Here is a 24,451-nt window from a genome sequence, read left to right on the forward strand (position 1 = left end):
ATGGCCATTTCAAACTTACAACTGATGGTGAGAAAAACCTGGCAGGATTTGTTTAAAGGAAAACAAAATCTGCTCACCACGATTGCCGTACTCCTGTTCTGTATGCTGAGTATTGGTATAGGATATACAAAATACACGGATTCTTTTTCGAAAATAAAAGAATACCGGAAAGAAGTCCGGGAAAACTGGGAGCACAGACCAGACAAACATCCGCACCGTATGGCTCATTATGGTTATCTGGTTTTCAGAATCGGGCATCCACTAAATATTTTTGACAACGGACTGGATGATTACCTTGGAAATGTCATATTTCTGGAGGCGCATAAACAAAATACTGCCAACCTTTCGGAAGCCGGAAGTTCCGGAACTTTAGTCAGATTTGGGGCATTTAGCAGTGCATTTATTCTGCAGAGCATTGTTCCATTGATTATTCTTTTTCTAGGATTTGGATTAATTGTTCAGGAGCGTGAGAATGCTACTTTAAAGATCATCAGTGTGCAGGGAACTTCCGGAAGAGCGATTATCTGGGGCAAAATTCTGGGACTCTGGCTGTTTTCTCTCTGTTTTCTTATTCCTGTAATTCCTGTTGTTTTCGTCGCTGCACTGATGTCCGAGACAACAGATTCAGCGGATATTGTATTACGTCTGTCATTACTGCTGCCTGCTTACATGATTTACTATTTTTTTATCTGTACATTAACAGTTGTCGTGTCGGCAAACAGTAAACGTACCTCATCAGCACTGATCAGCCTTATTGGTTTCTGGCTTCTTTTCATCATTGTTTTGCCTAAAGGAATTCAGTTTGCAGCGCAGAATTTATATCCTGCCCCTTCCCGGATTGCTTTTGAAACGAGCCTGGAAAAGGATATTTTAAAGTCTGGAGACAGCCATAATCCTGATGATCCGCATTTCAAAAAAATCAAAGACTCTCTGCTGGCAAAGTATCAGGTAAAAACAACCAATGAACTTCCTTTCAACTATGGCGGATTCGTTATGAAGGAAGGGGAAAAAATAAGTTCACATATCTATATCAGACATCAGAAAGAACTGCAGAACATTTACAGTAAACAGCAAAATCTGACTGATATTTCAGGATTCATTAATCCCGCCATTGCCATTAAAAACTTTTCCATGACTGCTGCAGGAACAGATTTCTTCTCTTATAACCAGTTTCAGAAACAGGCAGAAGAATATCGCTATAAAATGGCTCAGCACTTAAATGATTTACAAATCGAGCACATCAGCAATATTAAACCGGAAAACGGCGGACCGGCCGCTGTGATCGACAGGCACAACTGGGAAAAGTTTCCGGATTTTCAGTATCAGTATACTTCTGTTCTGAAAAGTTTAAAGCAACAGCCAATACCTGCTGCTGCATTAGTTCTGTGGATGGTTATCTGCATCATTGCTATCGAAATAAGTGGAAGAAAATTAAAACTCATCTAAATGAACCGTTATTTATATATCCAATTTTACCGTAATAAATCGTACATCATTGCACTTCTGTTTCTATTGATGGCAGGACTTATGGCTATTTATACAGGAAAAAAATTCCTGGACAGGAACGAAGACATCATCTCCCGAAGCGGAGCATTTCAGAAAGAAAGTATTGAAAGAAATACGAAATTTCATAAGGATGATCTGGGACTGGTTCTTTATTATATTAAATTCAATCTGGTGAATGAAACACCCAGGCTGGCTGCTTTAAATATCGGAATGCGTGATTTAAACCCTTCTATTCAGGGAGTAACCATCCGGAATCTGGAAGAACAGCGCTATAATGCAGATTTTTATAATCCCGCCAATGCAGCTGTTGGAAATTTTGACTTTAGTTTTGTTGTTGTTTTCCTCTTTCCACTGGTGATTGTCGCATTCTGCTATAATCTGATTTCTGAAGAAGAAGAAAAAGGAACTTGGAAGCTGCTGTCCGTTCAGAGCGGTAATTTACAAAAGTTTCTGGATCAAAAGATGTTCGTACGTCTTTTGGCTGTTACAGCTGTTTATTTCGCATTAATTATCATCGCTTCAGTCTGGATAAAAATACCTTTAGATTCTTATTATACTGCCTTTATCATCAGTGGCTGGCTGTATATTATTCTTTGGTTTGCCTTGTGCAGATGGATGGTATCGTTCCGTAAAACATCGGCCCAGAATGCATTAATTCTGCTGATTGTTTGGGTAGGCATCAATTTTATTATCCCGATGAGCAGTAATATTCTGATACAGAAGCTTTATCCGGTTCATGAGTCCCTTAAAGCTGTGATGGAACAGAGAGAAGGCTATCACAACAAATGGGATGAAGCTAAGCAGCCTACGATGGAAAAGTTCTACAGAGCATACCCTCAATACAGAAATTTTGCCGTGGAAGAGAATGATGCATTCACCTGGACATGGTATTATGCCATGCAGCATATGGGAGACCTGGAATCTGCAAAATCATCCGAACTGTATACGGAAAAAATGCAGAAACGAAATCAGGCTGCAGACTATTTAGGCTATTTCCTCCCGAATCTTCATACTCAGCTGGCACAAAGCCATTTAGCAAAATCTGACATGGATAATCATTTACAGTATGCTTCATCGCTCAAAAAATTCCATGAGAAAAAAAGGCTGTTCTTCTATCCTTTAATTTTCTCAGGCAAGAGTGCGGAATCTGTCAACTGGGCACAGCAAACGATAGAGGTTTTCAAATTCTCTTCCACTATCAAATGGATACAGATACTTCTTCCCTATCTCATCTTCATTGCTTTATTCATCATTCTTTCACAATATAAATACAGAAAACTATGTTAAAAACAGTCAATCTACATAAAAAATACAACGATTTTACCGCACTTCATTCTCTTAATCTGGAAGTAAAAAAAGGTGAAATTTTTGCACTGCTCGGACAAAACGGAGCTGGAAAAAGTACAACGATCAATATTCTTTTGGGACTCATTAAAGCAACATCCGGAGATGCTTTCATTAATAATATTTCGGTAAAGGAGGAACCTCAGAAAATTAAAAGACATCTTGCCTATATCCCTGAAACCGTTCTTTTATATCCTCATCTTACAGGAATAGAAAACCTTGATTTTTTCTCCAAAATTGCAGGTTTTGATTACCAGAAAGATGAACTGTCTGCGCTCCTTAAACGTACCGGTTTGCAGGAAACCGCCCATCATAAAGCATTGGGCGGTTATTCCAAGGGGATGCGCCAGAAAGTTGGAATTGCCATTGCCCTGGCCAAAGATGCCAAAGTGCTTCTTCTGGATGAGCCTACCAGCGGCCTGGATCCGATTGCTACTGCAGAATTTACAGAAATTGTAAGGCAGCTGGGTAAAGAAGGCAGAACTGTTTTAATGGCAACTCATGATATTTTCAATGCGGTAAGTGTTGCTACCAATATCGGTATTATGAAACAGGGAGAACTTGTCCAGAATTTACCTTCCAAAGCGTTTACAGCACAGGAATTACAGGAGCTGTATCTGAAAACAATCTGATGATTCCGTTACTTCTGTAAGTAACTTTTCATATTAATATCAATTGGTTGATGCCCGGTGACAATTTGTTACCGGGCATTTTGTTGATACCTGATATTTATGCCAAAGCTTTTTTGTATTCGGATAAAGCTCTTTCGCGGGCAAAGGTGTGTTCTACAATAGGTGATGGATATGCTGGTGTATTCCATTCAGGGAGCCATTTTTTGATGTACAGTAAGTCTTTATCAAATTTTTCTGTCTGAGCCGTTGGATTAAAAACCCTGAAATAAGGTGCTGCATCACATCCCGAGCCTGCAGCCCACTGCCAGTTTCCATTGTTGGCAGACAGATCATAATCATTCAGTTTTAATGCAAAATACGCTTCCCCCCAACGCCAGTCGATCAACAGATGTTTGCATAAAAAGCTCGCGACAATCATTCTTACCCGGTTATGCATATAGCCTGTCTCATTCAGCTCCCTCATTCCGGCATCTACAATCGGATACCCTGTGGTTCCTTCACACCAGTGCTTAAACTCTTTTTCATTATTCCGCCAGTGGATATTATCATACTGCTTTTTGAAAGACTGATGAACTACCTGTGGGAAATGATATAAAATCTGCATAAAAAATTCACGCCAGATCAGCTCGGACAGCCATACCGTATTATGTTTTAATGCAAAACCCACACACTTTCTGATGCTGATGGTTCCAAAGCGTAAAGCAATTCCGAGCTGTGTGGTATGCTGTAATGCGGGAAAATCACGGTACTTATCGTAATCATCAATAATAGACGCATCCAGAACCGGTTTTTTAAAATCAAAATCTGTTTTTTTGAAACCTATTTCCTTTAATGCCATAATCTCAGAATATTCCTGTGGAAAGAGGTTCTTACAATCCAATTCAACAGATTGATAATGTTCAGGAGTTAAAGTTTCCCGCCACTTTTTGGCAAAAGGAGTGTAAACCGTGTAAGGCAAACCGTCTTTTTTAACAATCTGATCCTTATCAAAAATCACCTGATCTTTACAGGCTTTAAAAGGAATATTCTTTTCTTTGAAAAAATAATAGATTTCCTTATCTCTTTCAATCGCCTGAGGTTCATAATCTCTGTTGCAGAAAACACTTTTGATAGTGTATTCTTCAAACAACTTTCTGAATATCTCTATAGGTTTACCATGATAGGTATTGATTTTTGAATGATACTTTTTTAATGAAATATTGATATCCGTCAAAGCCTGGTGGATATAATCAACCCTGCGGTCTTCTTTATCTTCCAGCTTCCCGAGAATATCAGTATCAAATATAAAAATGGGTAGTACCGGTGCATCAGACTGCAGAGCGTGGTGAAGTCCGATATTATCTTCCAATCTCAGGTCACGCCTGAACCAGAAAATGGTGATTGTATCTTTCATAATTGCTTAATTCAAATTCATTGATCATTCCTGCTTTGAAATGACTCCATAACTAAGGATAAATATACAGATTTACTCCATTAATATTTTTAACAATTTGCATAATCCGGCTTTATCATTACAGTTTATATGATGATATGAATTAAAATTTTCCGACATTTGCTCCAATTATAATAGAAGCTTACGCATGGAAGAATTTGAAGTACCGGTAACCTATAAGGGTAAAGATCTGCTTTTCAACGGAAAGCTTGCCACATTCTCTTATGGATACAAACTGTACGTGGATGTAGACGGAACTGAAGTCGTTATTGAGCGTGATGATCACGGTGACTTAAGAGCTCTTCTCCCCGATGCTGCTTCCGAAAAAAATGTAGATAAAGGACTTATTGAAGCCATTATAGAAGTATTTAAAGAGCTTCAGGTTTTATGATTTGTTAAATTCATTATGATTTTCTGAATACTTTCATCTGTCCGGCCATAATAGCCAGTAATATTCCAAAGCAGGCAAAAAGACCATATGAATACCTAAGATCAAAGCTTTCTGCAATATATCCGATAAGAGGCGGCCCCATCAGAAATCCTAAAAATGATATGCTGGAAACAAATGATAAAGCAATACTCGGAGCTACTGTACTCACTTTTCCTACTGTACTGTAAACGGAAGGCACACTCAGGGAACTTCCAAGACCAATGATCATAAAAGCAATGATGCAGATCCACAGTTCCGGAAAGAAAACACTTAGAAAAAGTCCGCTGCTCATCAATAGCCCACAGCACTGCAGAACAATCTTTTTTCCATATTTTTCAATGATTTTATTCCCGATAAAACGACCTAAAGTCATCATTAAGATAAAACTTGTATATCCCAGTATGACAAGGTTTTCAGGTGCTTTAACTATAGTTTGAAAATAAACCCCGCTCCAGTCGAACATCGCTCCTTCAATCGCCATACTCAGAAAGCCTATAATTCCCAAACCAATCAGTGTAGGATTCACTGCTTTGAAAATTGAACGGGTCTGCGGTTCTGCTTTATGAATAATATTGGTCAGATTTTTTGTACTGTACAACCAAAGTATTCCTACCAGAAGGAAAATAACAGCAAAATGATAAAAAGTTCCTACATGGAGATTAATCATCAGCAAACCTATGACTGCCCCCGTAAGCCCTGCAAAGCACCATGCTCCGTGATAAGAAGAAAGAAGAGTTCTTTTCGTAATAGATTCTATCTCAATTGCTTGTGTATTGATGGCAATATTGCACATATTCCCGGACACACCGAAAAAGAACAGAACAGCCCCTAAAGTCCAGTAAGAAGGTGATAAACCAATTAAGAGAAGAAAAAAAGGATACAGCATAAAGCATCTTTTAATAATTCCGCTGCTTCCGTAGATGCTGATCAGTTTTCCGGCCAGAACCATCGTCGACAGCTGTCCTATCGGCATCAGAAGCAACAGCGTTCCCAACTGTGCTTCAGTAATGGAAAGAGCAGTTTTAATGATAGGAATCCGGCTCGCCCAGGAGGAAAAAACAAGCCCGTGGGCAAAGAATAGTAAAAAACAGGCGGTCGGCATTTTTGCATTAAAAGATGGGGTCTCGTTCATTATAACAGGGTAATAAAAATCCTTTTTGCAAATTTAGACACGCTGCGCTATTAAAATGTAGTTCATTTTTGTCATTTTTATGTTCCATTTTGACCAATTAATGAAATTGCCGACCTCATTATGGTGGAAAATCACATTATTTTTTGAACACAAATTTTTATTTTCAAGTCTGTTTAAACTTAACCACAAAAGTCACAAAAGTTTTTATTTTCTAAACACTTTGGTATACTTTAGAAAGTTTAAGTAAATACCGTGTAATTAAGCTCACATAAGATGAAAATCTTTGATTTTCAACAAAACTTTAGGATACTTTTATACACAAAGCATATAACTTTAAATAGTTTAAGTGTTTAAAAAGCTTTTGTGTCTTTTGTGGTTTTATAACGTTTAAATAACTTTTTCATTAATTTCGTTGTATAAATAATGAGCCATGAAAGAAAAATGGATTGCTTATCCCACCATTTTGGAAGGGGAAACAGTTGAATTAATTCCTCTTGAAAAACAGCATTTTGAAGAATTATATACTGCCGCATCAGATAAAGAACTTTGGGAACTCATTCCTACTGACTGTTCAGAGGAGACGATGTTTTATAAAACTTATGAATTCGCTTTATCAGAAAGAGAAACCGGAAATCAGTACCCGTTTGTCATACGACATAAAGAAACCGGAAAATTGATCGGCTCCACCCGCTTTTTTGAAATATATCCAGCAGACAGAAAACTGGAAATCGGATGGACATGGATCACCAAAGAGTTCTGGGGAACAGCCATCAACCTGGAATGCAAATTACTACTGCTCACCTTCTGCTTTGATGTACTGAAAACAAACAGGGTACAGTTGAAAACGAAAGACGATAATTTCAGATCACGAAAAGCGATCGAAAAAATCGGTGGTGTATTTGAAGGTATTTTACGTAAAGACAAAGTTCTCAGGGATGGAAGCACAAGAAATGCGGCTTATTATAGTATTTTGGATGATGAATGGGCCACTGCAAAATTTAAAATTGAAGCTTTGATTAAAGAAAAGCAAAGTATTGGTTAAAAGTATACCATAAAAAACACCCGATATTTGAAACGGGTGTTTGTATTTATTTAATTGAAAGACTGTCTGTAACTCAATGGTGTTTTATCGGTTTTCTTTTTAAAGAGCTTATTGAAAGACTGCGGATGTTCAAATCCAAGAGCATACGCTACTTCAGATACAGAAAAACCTGTGGTAGTAAGATATTCTTTCGCCTTTTCAATCAGTTTTTCATGAATATGCTGCTGGGCATTTAATCCGGTAAGGTTACGAAGCATATCACTCAGATAATGGGGTGACAGATTGAGCGTGGAGGCCAGAAATTCTACCGTAGGAAGCCCTTTATTTAAGGTTTCCTGCTCGTTAAAATACTTTTCCAGCACAACATCCATTTTAGCCAGTACATCATTATTAACTGCCTTTCTGGTGATAAACTGTCTTTTATAAAAACGGTTGCTGTAATTAAGAAGCACATCAATATAAGAAACAATAACGTCCTGACTCACTTCATCAATAGCTGTATTGAGTTCATTTCCAATATTATCCAACAAGCCTGTTATCGTTGTCTTTTCCTGATCAGACAAGTGCAGTGCTTCATTTGTATCATAAGAAAAGAAACCGAAGTTTTTGATATTCTTTGCCAAAGGATAACTTCTGATGAAATCCGGATGTACCAACAAAGTATATCCGCAGTATTCTGCATTCTCATCAGTAGAAAGAACCTGACCGGGAGCAGTAAACATCATTCCTCCCTCATTGAAATCATAATATCCCTGTCCATAGCCCATTTTTCCAACCGTGGAATATTTATACGAGATCTTATAAAAATTCAGGATAAAGCTTCTCTTCAGCATATCTTTTCTGATGCTCATTTTCGTATTATCCACAAGGCTTACCAACGGATGAAGCGGCTTGGGCAGCTGCAGCATATTGTGCAATTCTGATATGGATGAGATCTTCAGTGGAATATTATCTTTCTTTTCCATGATATAAAATTATAAATTATTGGGTGAAAAAGACAGTACAAATGTAATTTACTTATACTGTCTTTCAAAAACCTGATTACATAAACTGTTTTCCGAACTGCTCTCTGAATGCTTCATCACCTAGTTCAAGACGCTGTGCATAGATGGCTTTAGCATCTTCTCCGGCCACATATCTCAGTTGTTTTTTACCATCTGTTGCAGCCTCATAGACTACTGCTGCAATCTGTTCCGGTGTAGAAGCCGCTTCCATCATCCCTTCCATTTTAGAAAACAGAGAATTCGTCATGTCTTCATAAGCAGGACTGGATGCTGAGTCCAGAGAACGACTTACAAAATCCGTCTTGATTCCTCCGGGAGAAACAGTTTTAATATCAATCCCCAAAGTATTAAGCTCAAAAGCTAAGCTTTCACTCCACCCTTCAAGCGCCCACTTGGTCGCGTGATAAGTAGAACCCAATGGGAACGCTACCAGTCCTCCTATAGACGTTGTAGAAATGAACATTCCTCTTTTCTGTTCTCTGAAGTAAGGAATAAATGCCTGTGTAACGCGTATAACCCCTAATAAATTCGTGTCAAGCTGTTTGACGATCTGATCATCAGAAAGCGCTTCCAAAGGTCCTATAAGGCCATATCCTGCGTTATTATACACCACATCGATGTCTCCAAGTTCAAGAGCCTGCTTTACAGTAGACTTAATCTGTTCCGGATTGGTAACATCCAGCGGAAGTACAGTTACATTCTCCAAAGCCGCAAGATCAGCAGCTGCTTCAGGGTTTCTCATAGTCGCGATTACTTTCCATCCGTTGTTTTGAAATAATTGGGCTGCTGCTTTTCCTAATCCTGTAGAAGCACCTGTTATAAAAATTGTTTTCATTTTTCCTGGTTTAAAATTACAGGACAAAGTTCTGCATTACAACAAACGCCGGAGTTGCCAAAATGGGGTAAGGTGTAGCCAAAACGGATTCTTCAATACATTTGTTTTTTGTAAGTTTGTCCCGATCTATTTTTATGGCAGAATATATTCTTGACAACATCAATATCAGTACACTTTCCGTATATGACCTGCTGAAACATACCTCAGACAGTACGTTTATCGGGATCAGGGATTTTCGTGAGATCTATCCTGTTGCTATTGAAAACAATACAGGAATATTTACAAAAGAGTCTTCATTACAGGATTTTCCGGTGGTTACCATCAGCAAAATAAACAGCACTCTGCTTTGTTCATGCACCTGCAGCAATGAAAAGAACCAGCTTTGTTCTCATCAGGCAGAAATAATCTACTGCATTATTGAAGATAAAAACTATCGCCTGTTTTTTGATGAAGCACTCCGCAAAAAAACCTTTCTTCCCAGAGCAAAAGAATATGGTCTGGAAAATGAGCCGGATCTGGATCACTATTTTGAATTGGAGTATACTGAAGGTAAAATTAAAATACTGTCCAGAATCAAAGAAATGCTTCCTGCAGATGATGTGATGCTGACAAGGGATCTTCTTCCTCAGCTTCCTTCTAAACTGGATGAGCTGGCAGTATTGGAATCGGGTAAAAAGCAGATATTGGTTATCGGTAAACACCGTTATTACAATCATATGACCTTCTCACTGATGGAGGCAGAAATAACACAGACAGGAAAGCTCAAAAATCCCGTAACTCCTGTAGATGCTATGCAGCTTATCTGGAAAGCAGAGAAACCGGCAGACATCAAATTTTATACTGCCATTACTACTTTTCAGAACAACTATAATGAAGATTACAATCCTGCAGAACTGGAAGCGTTAAAACTTATTGTACGGAATCCTCTGGAGCTGGAAGTCTATTATCATGACCGGGAAATCGCAGAAACCGTTTCCGCAAAGTCACTTTCTCATATTGAACTAAACACTTTAGATGCAGAGGTTCAACTATCTGTCTTTAAGAAATATCCGTTTTTTGAAATCACCGGAGAACTGTTGTTTAATGACATTGCTCTTCCCTTTAAAAATATTGTTCTCAGAAATGAGTATTTTGTGTATAACCGAAATATTTTCAGCTTTGTAGACAATCCGGACATGCTCAGAATCATCCGGTTCTTTAAGGCTCATAATGAAATTCTACTGGTTCATTCTTCAAAATATGAAGCTTTCATGCAGGACATTCTGTCTGCTTTAGAAGAACGTATTCATATTAATTACAGCTACATACAACCTGCAACGAAAGTACAGCTTGAAGACAAGAATTATCAGACTGAAAAAGTCATTTATCTCCGTCAGCAGGAAAATTATATAGGAATTACTCCCGTCATGAAATATGGTGATGTGGAAGTTCCGGTCTATTCCAGGAAGCAGCTTTTTGATACAGATCAGAACGGAAATCCATTTAAAATAGAAAGAAATGAATCAGCCGAAGCCCGCTTTACTTCTTTGGTGATGCAGCAGCATCCTGATTTTGAAGACCAGATGGACGGCTATCAGTATTTTTATCTTCACAGGGATAAGTTCCTGGATAACAACTGGTTTCTTGAAGCTTTTGAAACCTGGAGAAACGAAGGGATCATCATACTTGGCTTTAACGAATTAAAAAACAATAAATTAAACCCTCACCGGGCAAAAATCAATATTCAGATTACCAGCGGACTGGATTGGTTTAACGCTAAACTGAAAGTAGGATTTGGTTCCAAAGAAGCTTCTCTGAAACAGCTTCACCGGGCCATCCGGAATAAGAGTAAATTCGTCCAGCTGGATGATGGCAGCATGGGAATTCTTCCCGAAGAATGGATGGAAAAGATAGCTGCTTATTTCAGAGCAGGAGAAATTGATGAAGAGCTTTTAAAGATTCCGAAAATCAATTTTTCGGAGGTAACGTCACTATTTGAAAAAGAAATTCTGAGCAAGGAGATTCAGGAAGAACTTACCTCCTATTCTACAAAGTTTTCAAAAGTAAAAGACATCCCGGAAACGGCTGTTCCCGCTGAGCTGAATGCTGAGTTGAGAGATTACCAGCATGACGGACTCAACTGGCTTAATTTTCTTGACAGTTTCAACTTCGGAGGATGTCTTGCTGATGATATGGGGCTTGGAAAAACCATTCAGATCATTGCTTTTATTCTTTCACAGAGGGAAAAAAGAGGCCACACCACCAATCTGATTGTGGTTCCTACTTCCCTGATTTTCAACTGGCAGGAAGAGATCAGCAGATTTGCACCTTCCATAAAAGTTCTGCTTCATTATGGTGCAGACCGTCCAAAAACAACCGCTCATATGCCTGATTACGAAGTAGTTCTTACCACTTACGGAATGCTACTTTCGGACATTCAATTTTTGAAAAAGCTTAATTTCAATTATGTGTTTCTGGATGAATCACAGGTGATTAAAAATCCTAATTCAGAAAGGTATAAAGCGGCACGTCTGCTTCAATCAAGAAACAGAATCGTACTAACGGGGACGCCCGTTGAAAACAGCACTTTTGATCTTTACAGTCAGCTTTCTTTTGCCTGTCCCGGATTGTTGGGAAGCAAACAGTATTTTAAAGACATTTATGCTATCCCTATTGATAAATTTGAGTACAGCAAACGTGCCATAGAGCTTCAGCAAAAGATAAAGCCATTTATCCTCAGAAGAACTAAGAAACAGGTTGCCAAAGAACTTCCGCAGAAAACTGAAACAGTAATCTACTGTGAAATGAATACGGAACAGCGCAAAATTTATGATGCTTATGAAAAGGAACTTCGTGAGTTTATTGCCGCCAACGATGACGATGATCTGAACAAGAACAGCATGCATGTTCTTACAGGCCTTACGAGGCTCAGACAGATCTGTAATTCCCCTGTTCTGATGAAAGAGGGATACTCCGGTGAAAATGCCGTTAAAATCGAAATTCTGATGGAGCAAATCCTTGGGAAGTCAAAAGATCATAAAATCCTTGTTTTCTCACAGTTTGTAGGCATGCTTGATTTGATCAAAGCTGAACTGGAACACAACAGCATTCAGTTTGAATATTTAACGGGTCAAACGAAAGACAGAGGGGAAAAAGTAGCTCATTTTCAGAACAATGAAGATATCCGTGTATTTTTGATCAGCTTAAAGGCCGGAGGTGTCGGTCTCAATCTTACCCAAGCAGATTATATCTATCTTGTTGACCCATGGTGGAATCCTGCAGCTGAAAACCAGGCTATTGACCGCAGTTACCGTATAGGACAGACTAAAAATGTAATTGCTGTACGGATGATATGCTCCAATACTGTAGAAGAAAAGATTCTTACGCTTCAGAAAAAGAAAAAAGAACTGGCTCAGAATCTATTGACCACTGACGGAAAGAAGCTTCAGGGATTGTCTAAGCAGGATTTGATGGATTTACTGGGATCTGAATCATAATATAAAAGCTTAAAAACAGCAAATAAAAAACCGACAGGTAAAAGACCTGTCGATTAAAAAACAAAAATTGATATGGATATGATTTAGATATGATGTTTCTATTTTTTAATAATTTTTTCTGTAACTGTTTTCTGATTTTTTGTATGAATTTTGATCAAATAAGTTCCTGGAACAAAACGGTCCATTGAAATCGTCATCGAATTACCTTCCAGCATCTTTTGTCCGGACATGTTATAAATTTCATATTTCTCCAATCCTTCTTTCATCTTGATTGTTACAGAATTAGCGGTAGGATTTGGATATATTGTAACAAGAGTCGATACCTCTTTGGAAACTTCAAGGATTGAAAGACTCTCAGGCTGAATATTTATAGTATAATCTTCTGCCTGACCGATAAACCAATCTGAAGGACACGGAAGATTCTTCAAAGCTCCCATCCATGAATTGGATTCATAGGCTTTTACCAGTCTGAAACGGGTTTCTCCCAACTGTGCTCCTGCCGGAATGGTGATATTTCCCGTTGTCACCCCGGACTGCCGGCCGGGAACCGGATTGGAATTATCCAGATAGCCCAGATTAAACTGCTCATCGGCATCAAACTGATTATTATGGTTAAAATCAATATAAGCATATGCGGATACGGTGGTTTGGCCATGGGTACCACCTGTAATATTTATAGGATAGCTATTTCCACGGTTCACATTGAAAACTGTTGCTGTAAAGTTTTCAAGTACATCAGAATTCCCGTCAAGTGCACTGTTTCTGATAACTCCGGCAAATTCTACCGTACTGATTTCACTCACGCTTGAGCTTGTAATATTTTCAGTACCGCAATAAGGAGCCGGGAAACTCGCTGTATTTCCAATGATATTCACTGTATAATCTTCCGTCTGCCCTGCTCTTAAACTGCTGTCGCAAGCTGAATTGATAGAATTAGCCGCTGCCGGATTTGAATAAGCCTGAACATTGGTGTTTTTAAGAACTCTCATTCTTGTACTTCCGCTGGCAACATTAGCCGGGATTGCTATGGTATTATTGACTGTAAAAGCATTGGCCGGGATAGCGGCATCAAGTCTTCCGATATAAAAGCTCTCTCCTGCATCATCAAAATTTCCGTTCTGATTAAAGTCTATAAAAACAACTACATCGCTGGGAAATGTACTGGAAGGACCTTGCACAGAGATTGGATAAGAACTTCCCGACTGCAGATCTGTGGAGATTGCCGTAAAATTCTCATAAATTTGTGCATTGGAGGACTGAACAGATGATGAATTATTAATCGTTCCGAAAGTCACATTACTGATCATATTACTGTCAGCTCCATACTGAAAGGTTGGCATACAATATTGCAGCTGCGCATTCGTCAGGGATGCAAGTACAATACCAGAAAGAGTAGTTATTTTTTTCATTTTCTTTGTTCAATTTCTTGGGACAAATTTATATTTATTTAGAATGAATAAAAATAAGAATGTAATGATATTTGTCAGTTTAATAAAAATAGAGCTTTAAACCTTCGTCTGTAATCATTGAATATTCTGTTTGACCAATGGATAATCAATCTGTTACCAACACAAAAGATCCTTCTCAAATTTAACTTTAAGAAAGATCTTTTTTAATATAATAATTGGAATCTAAAGTATTTTATCCCTTTTAGCCCATACTTTCAATAAGAACGGCGGAAGCGCCTCCTCCTCCATTACAGATGGCGGCAATTCCATACTTCCCTTTTTCCCGGTGTAAAACATTCACTAAAGTGGTCACAATTCTTGCTCCTGAAGCACCGATCGGATGCCCTAATGCCACTGCACCTCCATATACATTGACTTTGTTCAGGTCATAACCCAGGATTTTCTGATTGGATAAGATGACTGAAGAATACGCTTCATTAATCTCGAAAAAGTCGATATCTGACAGATTGAGACCTGTTTGTTTCAACAATTTCTGAATAGCGATGGAAGGTGAAGTGGTAAACCATTCCGGTGCCTGCGCAGCATCTGCATAGGCTATTATTTTTGCCAAAGGTTTCAGATTATGGTTTTCTATAGCTTCTGAAGAGGCTAATATTATGGCAGAAGCTCCATCATTCAGATTGCTGGAATTGGCTGCTGTGAGGGTCCCATCTTCTTCAAATGCAGGTTTCAAAAGAGAGATTTTCTCCGGGATAAGCTTATCAATATCTTCGTCTTTATCAACGATTGCAATTCCTTTTTTACCTTCAATGGATATTAGGATCAATTCGTTGCCAAACTTGCCGTTTTTTGCCGCTTCCTGAGCTCTCTGGTATGAGAGAAGGGCATAATCATCAAGCTCCTGTCTGGTAAGTCCATATTTCTTCACACCTAATTCAGCTGCACTTCCCATGTGGAAATCATTGTAGACATCCCAAAGTCCATCTTTAATCAATCCGTCCGTAAGATTGATATCTCCCAGCTTTATTCCCTGGCGGATTTTGACATAATGCGGAACGTTGCTCATGCTTTCCATTCCTCCCGTCATAACAATATGATCCATCCCAAGCTGAATCTGCTGTGCACCCATCATTGCCGATTTCATTCCGGAAGCACAAACTTTGTTGATTGTGGTAGCGTCTTTGTCGACAGGAATTCCGGCAAAGATAGCCGCCTGCCTTGCTGGCGATTGTCCCAATCCGGCACTCAGCACATTTCCCATGTATACACTGTCTATATGTTCCGGAGCAAGTCCGATACTTTCGTAAGCATTCTGAATGGCCAAAGCCCCCAGCTGAGGTGCTGTAAATCCTGACAGACTTCCCATAAAACCACCAATCGGGGTTCGTTTTGCTGCTACTATAAATACTTCTTTCATAGATTTTATTTTTAAATATACCGACCGGTATATTATTGTTTTTAAAAAAATCCTTTTTTATTTTGACAAAGGAATATAGCAAAGATAGCTAAAATATACCAATCGGTATATTAATAAGAAGGAAAAAATCTTACTTTCTGGGTAAGATTTTATTATTTATGCTCTGCTTAGCTGATCGAGTTTTTTTAATAATGTAGGAATCCTGTAAGCGCCATGCATTTGCTCTACTTTCGACTGAACTTCATCTACATTCATTCCTCTGGCAGTAACAAATAGCGGAGTCTTGCTTTCTCCACGAAATACACTTCTCCGCTGGAAATCCGGCGTTGTAAATTCATTTTTTGCAATCCCAACTATAGGATACTTTTCTTCCAGTTCTTCATACAGATGACCACCCAGGCCAATTTTCCCGTGATCATCCAAAGTGACGTATCCATCCACAATAATGATATCTCCGGATTTTAATGTAATTTTCTTCAGCAGGCTTACAATACAGGGCAATTCTCTTTTATAGAAGGCTCCGCTTTCATATTCTGAACTCACAGGAGTTTGTTCTATAAACGTTTCCACTTCTTTTTCAGAGGTCCAGTCTTCAAATGCAATACACACGGTATTAGCATAATCCTCATAATAATAGGTATCAAATGCGTAAATCATATTTCTTTCTTAAAAAACTCACCGAAGTGCCACAATATTCCTGACGGATCATGTACAAAGCACTCTTTCCCCCAATCCATTGTTCTTACAGGAGTAAGCCTCACACTTTCATATTTTTCTGTAAGCTCCAGAGACAAGAGTTCTTTCCAGAATTCATCGGTATCGGCAACTTCTATAAAGATCATGGTATTATCCACCCAATCTTTTGCATAATAATCCTGAAGGTAAAAGCCTATTTCTTCTCTTACAAACAGTGATAATTTCGGTTCAAGGACAACTTCCTCAAATCCCAGATCTCTGTAAAAATTTCTGCTGATCTCAAAGTTTTGTGCTCCGATAAAAGGTCTGATGGATTTTAGTTTTTGGGACATCATATTTTTATTTTTCCAGTTTTCATAAGTCATTTCAAACCTGATTTCTCCATTTCCGTGAGTTCCAGCTTCCTTCCAGCCAGATTTTCTGTAGAAGATCTCAGCTCTTGTTTTTGGTGAGGTCCCCAACCATACGGAATCTTTGTTTTGTTCAAAATACCAGTTGAGCATAATATCATGAAGTTTTCTACCCAATCCCTGGTTTTCAAAATCCGGATGTACAAAAAGTGCCCAGATATTGTTTTCTTTCAGATCTGCAATGGAAAAACCAACGATCTGATCTTCCACCTCACAAACCCAGCCTTTCCCTCTTTGAAACAGAAACTCTTCACAATCTTTATCAGTAACCAATCCAGGATCTGACAGCGTGTTTTCTTTCACAGCGTTTCTCACAATCTGTATTTGTGGAATATCTTCTGGCCTTGCTTCTCGGATTATGGTTTTCATGTTGATGGTTTGTTGGTAAACGCAAAGGCGCAAAATATTTTATGATGAAGTTTTTAAGGCGCAAGGATTTTATTTTCGATAAAATTTGATCATGTTCAAAGCGCTATAAATAAAAGATACTTTATGCCTTTGGGCCTACCAATGTATTTCAGTGTAATCTAAAATTAATAATTATTTTCTGTCAACCACAATTCTTTCTTCCCTGTTGGCAATATCCCATGCTGTGGTAAAAATAAGCTGGGTTCTTTTTTCCAATAACTGATAATCAATCTTTTCGGGATCGTCACTTGGTTTGTGATAGTCTTCGTGAATACCGTCAAAGAAGAAGGCTACAGGAATATTATGCTTGGCAAAATTATAGTGGTCTGAACGGTAATACAATTGTTCAGGATCATTCAAGTCATCGTATTTGTAATTCAGTTCCAGGTTGTTGGTCCTTTTGTTAGCTGCTTCGTTAATGACTTTAAGCTGAGAGCTTAACATATCAGAACCAATTACATAAACATATTGCTTACCTCTGTTGGCAGGATCATCACGTCCGATCATATCAATATTAAGGTCAACAACGGTATTGGCTAATGGAAAAACAGGGTTTTCGGAATAATATTCTGAACCGAAAAGTCCATGTTCTTCTCCTGTAACATGGAGAAACAGGATTGATCTTTTAGGCCCTTTTCCTGCTTTTTTAGCTTGCTGAAATGCTTTGGCTATTTCCATTACAGCAACGGTTCCGCTTCCGTCATCATCTGCTCCGTTGTATACCACTCCATTTTTTGTACCTACATGGTCATAATGTGCTGAAACCACTACAATCTCGTCCGGCTTTTCACTTCCTTCAATAAACGCTAAAATATTTTCAGAATCAGGAAGATTGCCACCACCTCTTTTCTTCATGAATTCAGACGGCACTTTCTGATAGTAAGATCCTAATGCTTTAGGAGCTGCAATACCCAGATTTTTGTAATAATTAATCATATACTCACCCGCTTTTTTCTGCCCCTTGCTTCCGGTATCGCGCCCTTCCATATCATCTGCTGCAATAACGTACAGGTTTTTCTTTAAATCCTCTGCATTAATCTCTTTATAGGCATTGTTAAATGCTTTGTTATGTTTTGTTGAAACAGAATGTGGCGCGCTTCCGTCAGCTATTTTTGCCGTTCCGCAACTGGTTACTACCGCCATGGCCAATAACGGGATAAGTATTTTTTTCATAAAGAATAAATTTCTTAAAAATAACAATTTTTATTGAATCCCCGCATTGATAATCAACAGGACAAAATAATATGCAGTTCATTACAAATCTACCAACACATAGGCCTAAGTATAATTTTGATATTAAAATTTTATTATATTTGATAAAAATACAAAATAAGTGAAAGAAATTTACGGATTTACTCATTATTCCTTTTTTACGGAAATGTCCGAGCTGGCAGCCAGGCACGGAAGCTTTGATCTTTCTCTGGGACTTCCCGATTTTGATATTGATGAACGCCTGAAAGTATTTTTAAAGGAAGCTGCTGAGCACAACACGCATCACTATGAACCTCTTGCAGGCAATCCTCTGCTGATGGAGAGCATTATCAGATTCAATGCAAAACGAATTCATCAAATAACGGTTACCACAAAGGAAATCACGATTGTACCCTGTGCAACCTTTGCTTTATATACTGCACTTAAATCAATTCTGAATCAAGGTAATGAAGTTATCATTATTCAACCTTCATACTACACTTATGGGCCAGCTGTTGTTATGAATAGAGGAATTCCTGTTTATTATGATCTTGATGGTGATTTTACCATAGATTGGGATCTGTTTAAAGACTGTATTACTGAAAAGACAAGAGCAGTCATTGTCAACTCTCCCCAGAATCCAACCGGAAAAATATGGAAAAAAGAAGACTGGAATCAGCTCTATGAACTGATCAAAGACCGTGATATTTATTTGATTTCAGAAGAAATATATGATACTTATTGTTATGATGAAACTGAACATTACAGTTCTTTCATCCATCCTGAACTCAGGAAAAAGACTTTCTGTATTTTTTCTTTTGGTAAAATGTTTCATACTTCGGGATGGAAAGTGAGTTATATGCTTGCTTCAGAAGTTTTAACAACAAGATTTCAATGTCATCAACAGTATATTTCTTACAGTGCCAATGCTCCGGCACAATATGCCATCGCCAAATATCTTGATGTATTTGATCCGCTTATCAATAAAAAACTCATGCAGAAGAAAAGAGATATTTTTAATGAAATGATGAAGGAAACCCCTTTTCAGATTGAACAACAAGCGGAAGGAAGTGTTTTCCAGGTTGTAAATTTCAGGAGTATTTCTAAAAGCATGACAGATGTAGAGTTTTCAAAATGGCTTACGATAGAGAAAAAAGTTTCCTGTCTCCCACTTTCTGCTTTTTATAATTCCAGAGACAATTCAGATTATATCAGGTTTAGTTTTGCTAAAAAAGATGAATTGATCATTCAGGCCCTGGAGCATTTGAAAAGGAATCTTTGATGTTGCTGCAGTTGTTTTTCCCACAGATTGCACAGATGCTTTTTTTAACCACAGATTGCGCAGATTTTCACAGATGATTGTAGATATTTATTTGTGTGAGTTTCGTTTTATAATCTACAAAAGCATCGCCCTGGCGATGCTTTTGTACTATTTATGCTTTGATTTTAAAGAGCCAATACTCTTACATCAATTCTCCTGTTTTTTGCTTTACATTCATCAGTATCATTGCCTTTACATACAGGATATTGTGATCCGTATCCCTCTGCTTCTATTCTGTCTGCTGCAATACCTAGCTCAAGCAGTTTGAGTTTGGCTGTCTGCGCTCTCAGATTGGATAATTTAAGGTTACTGTCCTCGTTACCACTGTTGTCTGTATATCCGCCCAATTTTATTTTCAGATCGGGATAAGCATTTAAAATTTCTGCCAGCGTATTGAGCTGAAGTGCGGATTCCACTTTCAGATCGCTGGAACCTGTTTCAAAATAAAGGTTTTCAATGGTGTACCATTTATTGGGATCTAAAGCCGATTTATCTTTTTGTTTCACCACATTATAAAGTTGGTAAAGCTGGCTTCCATCACCTATGGCAATTGTTTTTCCTCCATTCAGTTTTATTTTCTGAAGATTTCCTGTTTCATACACAAAGTCCCCGTTTTCGTTAAGATATCCTTTAATTTCTCCGGGAACAGCAGTAATGATCGGAGTATCGCCACTTACAGCTGATGCCATACCGGAAACTCCTGTAAGACTTTCAATTTTTGCTTTTCTGTTGGCTTCAATTTTATCTTTATGCAAAACAGCCAAAGTAGGTGCAATTACCAGAGAAACAATTGACATTAATTTAATCAGAATATTCATCGATGGTCCTGATGTATCTTTAAACGGATCTCCCACCGTATCACCTGTCACAGATGCTTTGTGAGGTTCTGAGCCTTTATAATAAGTCTGACCATTGATGTCAACTCCTTTTTCAAATGATTTTTTGGCATTATCCCAGGCTCCGCCTGCATTGTTCTGGAACATTCCCATCAAAACGCCGCATACTGTAGCACCAGCCAGGAATCCTCCCAGTACTTCGGGACCAAAAATAAATCCTATTAATAAAGGAGAAACGATGGCAATTGCGCCGGGAAGCATCATTTTTCTGATGGACGCATCGGTAGAAATGGCAACACATTTTTCATATTCGGGCTGTGCTTTTCCTTCCAGGATTCCCGGAATTTCGCGGAACTGTCTTCTTACTTCTTCTACCATGGCCATGGCAGCCTGTCCTACTGCGGTGATCGCCAATGAGGAGAAGATAAACGGAATCATTCCTCCGACAAAAAGTCCGGCAAGAACGTCTGCTCTATAAATGTCGATACCATCAATTCCTGCGATTCCTACAAATGCTGCAAATAATGCTAAAGCAGTCAGAGCAGCTGAAGCAATGGCAAATCCTTTTCCGGTAGCAGCCGTTGTATTTCCTACAGCATCCAGAATATCTGTTTTTTCACGTACTTCTTTGGGAAGCTCACTCATTTCTGCAATACCTCCGGCATTGTCTGCAATAGGTCCGAAAGCATCAATAGCAAGCTGCATTGCTGTGGTAGCCATCATTCCAGCTGCGGCAATGGCCACTCCGTAAAGTCCGGCACACAGATAAGAACCATAGATTCCTCCTGCCAGTACAATGATGGGAAGTAAAGTAGATTCCATCCCAACGGAAAGTCCGCCGATAATATTGGTTGCGTGCCCTGTAGAAGACTGTCTCACAATACTGGAAACCGGTCTTTTTCCCATGGCTGTATAATATTCTGTAATGATACTCATTAAGGTTCCTACTACTAATCCCACCATTATCGCTCCGAAAACACCCATTTTAGTAAACTCATGTCCTCTTAAAACCATTTTTTCAGGAAGGATATACGTTACCAGGAAATAGGAAGCAATAGCCGTAATCACAATACTTCCCCAGTTTCCAAGATTTAATGCATTCTGTACGCTGGAAGTGGATGAACCTTCATTATCATTAATTTTTACAAATAAAGTTCCGATCATTGAAAATATAATTCCCGTTCCTGCAATCAGCATCGGTAAAAGAATCGGGGCAAAGCCTCCGAAGGCATCATCAGAAACAGTTTCTCTACCTAATACCATCGTGGCAAGAACTGTCGCCACATACGATCCGAAAAGGTCTGCTCCCATTCCAGCAACGTCTCCTACATTGTCTCCCACATTATCTGCAATGGTAGCCGGGTTTCGGGGATCGTCTTCTGGAATTCCGGCTTCCACTTTTCCCACAAGGTCAGCACCTACGTCTGCCGCTTTTGTATAAATACCGCCTCCTACTCTTGCAAAAAGGGCGATAGATTCAGCACCCAGAGAAAATCCGGTGAGAATTTCAATGGTTCTTTCCATTTCGTGGGAATCTACGGTAGCTTCAGGGGCAAAAATCTGCTTAATGATCAGAAATAAAGCACCTAATCCTAAAACAGCAAGGCCAGCTACTCCCATTCCCATCACAGAACCTCCGGTAAAAGATACTTTAAGGGCTTTTGATAGTGAAGTTCTTGCCGCTTCAGCTGTTCTGACATTAGCTTTGGTAGCGATTTTCATTCCGATAAAACCTGCACATGCTGAGAAAATAGCACCTACTACAAAGGCAATTCCTATACTCCAGTGTGAATTGGCATTACTTGACCCCATCACTGCCAGTAAAATGGCAACGACTACAACAAAGTACGTTAAGATTTTGTATTCAGCCTTTAGAAAAGCCATTGCGCCATCTGCAATGTGGCCGCTGATTGTTTTCATTTTTTCATTTCCGGCATTCTGTTTATTGACCCAGCTGCTCTGAAGAAATGTATAAAGCAAAGCTATGACACCAAAAATTGGCACTAACACAAATAGATCCATAGTTTATTATTTTATATTAAAAAATTGAGATTAGTCTTATAAATATAATGAAATTATAAACACGCAATAAAATTCACTAATAATAATCTATTATTTTGTAAATTTGTTTCTCACCACAATTTGAATTAATTATTTATGAAAAGGATTTTATATACACTTTTTTTATCTGTAAGCATAAGCAGTTGTCATAATAAGATACCTAAAGAAAAAGCTGAAATACTCTATTTTGGAGGTCCTATTATAACCATGGAGGATTCTCTTCCGCAAGTTGAAGCAGTAGCAGTTAAAGACGGGAAAATACTTTTTGCCGGAACAAAATCGGAGGCAGAACGTTTTTCAGAGCCGGCCACCAAAATGATTAATTTAAATGGAAAAACCCTTCTTCCCGGTTTTATAGATGTTCATGGGCATCTTACTTCAAGAGCAGGAATTATGGATGCTGTAGATCTGTCTCCCGAACCCTATGGCACGGTGAATTCAATCAAAGATTTGCAGAATACAATTAAAAACTATATCAAAAACAATAAAATTAACGGTCAGCAGCCCATTATCGGAAATGGTTATGATGATGCAATTATGACAGAGCATCGTCATCCTACAAAAACAGAACTGGATGCCATCAGCAAAACCAATCCTATTATTGTTATTCATGCTTCGGGCCATGCCAGCGTTGCAAACAGCGCCATGTTACAACTGCTGGGAATAACAGAGTCATCAAAAGATCCTGAAGGAGGACACATTGGCAGGGACAAAAAAACAGGAAAACTGAACGGAAAACTAGAAGAGAATGCCAGTTTCACTGCTTTATTGACCTTAACGGAAAAAATGAATACAGGCAAAGATCCTCAGGCTCACGCCATGGAAAACCTGATGAAGGCTCAGGATGAATGGCTCAGCTATGGACAGACTACCATTTGTGATGGGAGAACAATGGGCGAAAGTGTTGCTCTGTTAGAAAAGGCAGCATCTCAACATCTTTTTAAAGCTGATGTTGTATACTTTCCCGATTATGAATATTTCAAAAAGGATTTCAACAGTTTCAGACCAAAATATATGAAATATGAAAACCGCTTGAAACTGGCCGGGTTCAAATTTTCTGATGACGGTTCTCCACAAGGTAAAACGGCCTGGCTCACTCAGCCTTATTTAGTTCCACCTGAAGGTCAATCTACAGATTACAAAGGATTTCCCATCTTTACGGATGAAACGTTATATAACGACCTGAAAACACTTTTCCAGAATCATATAACCGCACAGCTTCATGTGAATGGAGATGCTGCAATAGATCAGGCTATACGGGTTATTAAAAGGTTAAAAGATGAAAATATTTACCATCCGGAATTGCGGGCAACCTTAATTCATGTACAAAACAGCCGCCCGGATCACATTCAAAAAATAAAAGAATTGGGGGTAATTCCTTCTTACTTTTCTACTCATGCGTATTTATGGGGAGACTGGCATTATTCAAGTGTTTTCGGCCCTGAAAGAGCTTCTTTTATAAGCCCGGCAAATTCAGCATTAAAAGCAGGAATTATTTTTACCATTCATCATGACGCTCCGGTTACACCACCCGATCTGATTACCGCAGTTTATGCAGCAGTGAATAGAAAGACGCGTTCGGGAATGATCTTAGGACCTAATGAAAGAATCACTCCCATGGAAGCTTTAAAAGCGATTACCATTAACGGAGCCTATCAGTTGCAGGAAGAAAATAAAAAAGGTTCTATTAAAGCAGGTAAAATGGCTGACTTTGTTATTCTTGATCAGAATCCTTTAACGATAAGCCCTGAAAATCTCAGAAATATTAAGGTGCTTGAAACGATAAAAGAAGGAAATTCCGTATACAAAAGAAACTGAATTTATTGATATCATAAAATATTCACAAAGAAAAAGCAGATGAATTTTCAT

The 24,451-nt window shown here is 38.5% G+C and carries 18 protein-coding genes; 8 read left to right on the forward strand and 10 right to left on the reverse strand.

The genetic code is table 11. The features are described 5' to 3' along the window. The 3 genes from AB1278_RS13395 to AB1278_RS13405 are packed head-to-tail and all read left to right on the forward strand — an operon-like array spanning window position 1 to window position 3,482. A complete protein-coding gene (locus AB1278_RS13395) occupies window positions 1–1,446 on the forward strand; it encodes an ABC transporter permease (RefSeq protein ID WP_429814899.1) in 1,446 nt (481 codons plus the stop codon). Next, window positions 1,447–2,793, forward strand: a complete 1,347-nt coding sequence (locus AB1278_RS13400; RefSeq protein WP_429814902.1) for a DUF3526 domain-containing protein — start codon at window positions 1,447–1,449, stop codon at window positions 2,791–2,793. It begins immediately after the preceding gene. Further along, a complete protein-coding gene (locus AB1278_RS13405; protein WP_202842563.1) occupies window positions 2,787–3,482 on the forward strand; it encodes an ABC transporter ATP-binding protein in 696 nt (231 codons plus the stop codon). The genes AB1278_RS13400 and AB1278_RS13405 overlap by 7 nt, the downstream gene beginning before the upstream one ends. A 97-nt stretch (window positions 3,483–3,579) precedes the next feature. Here AB1278_RS13405 and AB1278_RS13410 read toward each other — a convergent pair whose 3' ends face one another. Further along, a complete protein-coding gene (locus AB1278_RS13410) occupies window positions 3,580–4,875 on the reverse strand; it encodes a cryptochrome/photolyase family protein (protein ID WP_202842565.1) in 1,296 nt (431 codons plus the stop codon). A 187-nt stretch (window positions 4,876–5,062) separates the two neighbouring features. Here AB1278_RS13410 and AB1278_RS13415 point away from each other — a divergent pair, with 187 nt between their 5' ends. After that, window positions 5,063–5,305 (forward strand): hypothetical protein, encoded by a 243-nt coding sequence (locus tag AB1278_RS13415; RefSeq protein ID WP_202842568.1) that lies wholly within the window; start codon window positions 5,063–5,065, stop codon window positions 5,303–5,305. A gap of 13 nt (window positions 5,306–5,318) precedes the next feature. Here the strand turns inward: AB1278_RS13415 and AB1278_RS13420 are convergent, their stop codons facing one another. After that, window positions 5,319–6,446: an MFS transporter gene (locus AB1278_RS13420; RefSeq protein WP_429814905.1), complete on the reverse strand. Its 1,128-nt coding sequence runs from the start codon at window positions 6,444–6,446 to the stop codon at window positions 5,319–5,321. Window positions 6,447–6,906: 460 nt separating this feature from the next. Here AB1278_RS13420 and AB1278_RS13425 point away from each other — a divergent pair, with 460 nt between their 5' ends. Continuing rightward, window positions 6,907–7,518 carry a GNAT family N-acetyltransferase gene (locus AB1278_RS13425; RefSeq protein WP_411413274.1) on the forward strand — a complete coding sequence of 204 codons (612 nt, stop codon included), beginning with the start codon at window positions 6,907–6,909 and terminating at the stop codon, window positions 7,516–7,518. A 50-nt stretch (window positions 7,519–7,568) separates the two neighbouring features. Here the strand turns inward: AB1278_RS13425 and AB1278_RS13430 are convergent, their stop codons facing one another. Both AB1278_RS13430 and AB1278_RS13435 read right to left on the reverse strand, forming a co-directional pair. Continuing rightward, a complete protein-coding gene (locus AB1278_RS13430) occupies window positions 7,569–8,483 on the reverse strand; it encodes a helix-turn-helix domain-containing protein (RefSeq protein WP_280211672.1) in 915 nt (304 codons plus the stop codon). A 76-nt stretch (window positions 8,484–8,559) separates the two neighbouring features. Further along, the gene (locus AB1278_RS13435; RefSeq protein ID WP_311229339.1) at window positions 8,560–9,357 is read right to left on the reverse strand and encodes an SDR family oxidoreductase; all 798 of its coding nucleotides are present in this window, start codon (window positions 9,355–9,357) and stop codon (window positions 8,560–8,562) included. A gap of 134 nt (window positions 9,358–9,491) precedes the next feature. On the opposite strand from AB1278_RS13435, the gene AB1278_RS13440 reads away from it, so the two are divergent. Beyond that, window positions 9,492–12,833, forward strand: coding sequence for a DEAD/DEAH box helicase (locus AB1278_RS13440; RefSeq protein ID WP_429814908.1), 3,342 nt, complete (start codon window positions 9,492–9,494; stop codon window positions 12,831–12,833). Window positions 12,834–12,931: 98 nt separating this feature from the next. Here AB1278_RS13440 and AB1278_RS13445 read toward each other — a convergent pair whose 3' ends face one another. From AB1278_RS13445 to AB1278_RS13465, 5 genes are all read right to left on the reverse strand, one after another. Next, window positions 12,932–14,242: a T9SS type A sorting domain-containing protein gene (locus AB1278_RS13445; protein WP_429814911.1), complete on the reverse strand. Its 1,311-nt coding sequence runs from the start codon at window positions 14,240–14,242 to the stop codon at window positions 12,932–12,934. A 241-nt stretch (window positions 14,243–14,483) separates the two neighbouring features. Then, window positions 14,484–15,659, reverse strand: coding sequence for an acetyl-CoA C-acyltransferase (locus AB1278_RS13450; protein WP_429814914.1), 1,176 nt, complete (start codon window positions 15,657–15,659; stop codon window positions 14,484–14,486). Window positions 15,660–15,815: 156 nt separating this feature from the next. Then, window positions 15,816–16,316 carry an endonuclease V gene (locus AB1278_RS13455; protein ID WP_227942822.1) on the reverse strand — a complete coding sequence of 167 codons (501 nt, stop codon included), beginning with the start codon at window positions 16,314–16,316 and terminating at the stop codon, window positions 15,816–15,818. Continuing rightward, complete coding sequence (locus tag AB1278_RS13460) at window positions 16,313–17,134, reverse strand: GNAT family N-acetyltransferase (protein ID WP_429814917.1); 822 nt, start codon at window positions 17,132–17,134, stop codon at window positions 16,313–16,315. Before AB1278_RS13460 ends, AB1278_RS13455 begins: the two co-directional genes overlap by 4 nt. A 171-nt stretch (window positions 17,135–17,305) precedes the next feature. Next, window positions 17,306–18,346: a M28 family metallopeptidase gene (locus tag AB1278_RS13465; protein WP_429814920.1), complete on the reverse strand. Its 1,041-nt coding sequence runs from the start codon at window positions 18,344–18,346 to the stop codon at window positions 17,306–17,308. Between the two features lie 160 nt (window positions 18,347–18,506). Between AB1278_RS13465 and AB1278_RS13470 the strand changes: the two genes are divergently transcribed. Further along, window positions 18,507–19,646: an aminotransferase class I/II-fold pyridoxal phosphate-dependent enzyme gene (locus AB1278_RS13470; RefSeq protein WP_429814923.1), complete on the forward strand. Its 1,140-nt coding sequence runs from the start codon at window positions 18,507–18,509 to the stop codon at window positions 19,644–19,646. Window positions 19,647–19,810: 164 nt separating this feature from the next. On the opposite strand, the gene AB1278_RS13475 is transcribed toward AB1278_RS13470, so the two are convergent. Next, the gene (locus AB1278_RS13475) at window positions 19,811–22,543 is read right to left on the reverse strand and encodes a sodium-translocating pyrophosphatase (protein ID WP_429814926.1); all 2,733 of its coding nucleotides are present in this window, start codon (window positions 22,541–22,543) and stop codon (window positions 19,811–19,813) included. Window positions 22,544–22,678: 135 nt separating this feature from the next. On the opposite strand from AB1278_RS13475, the gene AB1278_RS13480 reads away from it, so the two are divergent. Beyond that, window positions 22,679–24,400 carry an amidohydrolase gene (locus tag AB1278_RS13480; protein ID WP_429814929.1) on the forward strand — a complete coding sequence of 574 codons (1,722 nt, stop codon included), beginning with the start codon at window positions 22,679–22,681 and terminating at the stop codon, window positions 24,398–24,400. The last annotated feature ends 51 nt before the right edge of the window (window positions 24,401–24,451 follow it).

It is taken from the genome of Chryseobacterium sp. NRRL B-14798 (assembly GCF_050470705.1).
Classification (GTDB): domain Bacteria; phylum Bacteroidota; class Bacteroidia; order Flavobacteriales; family Weeksellaceae; genus Chryseobacterium; species Chryseobacterium cupriresistens.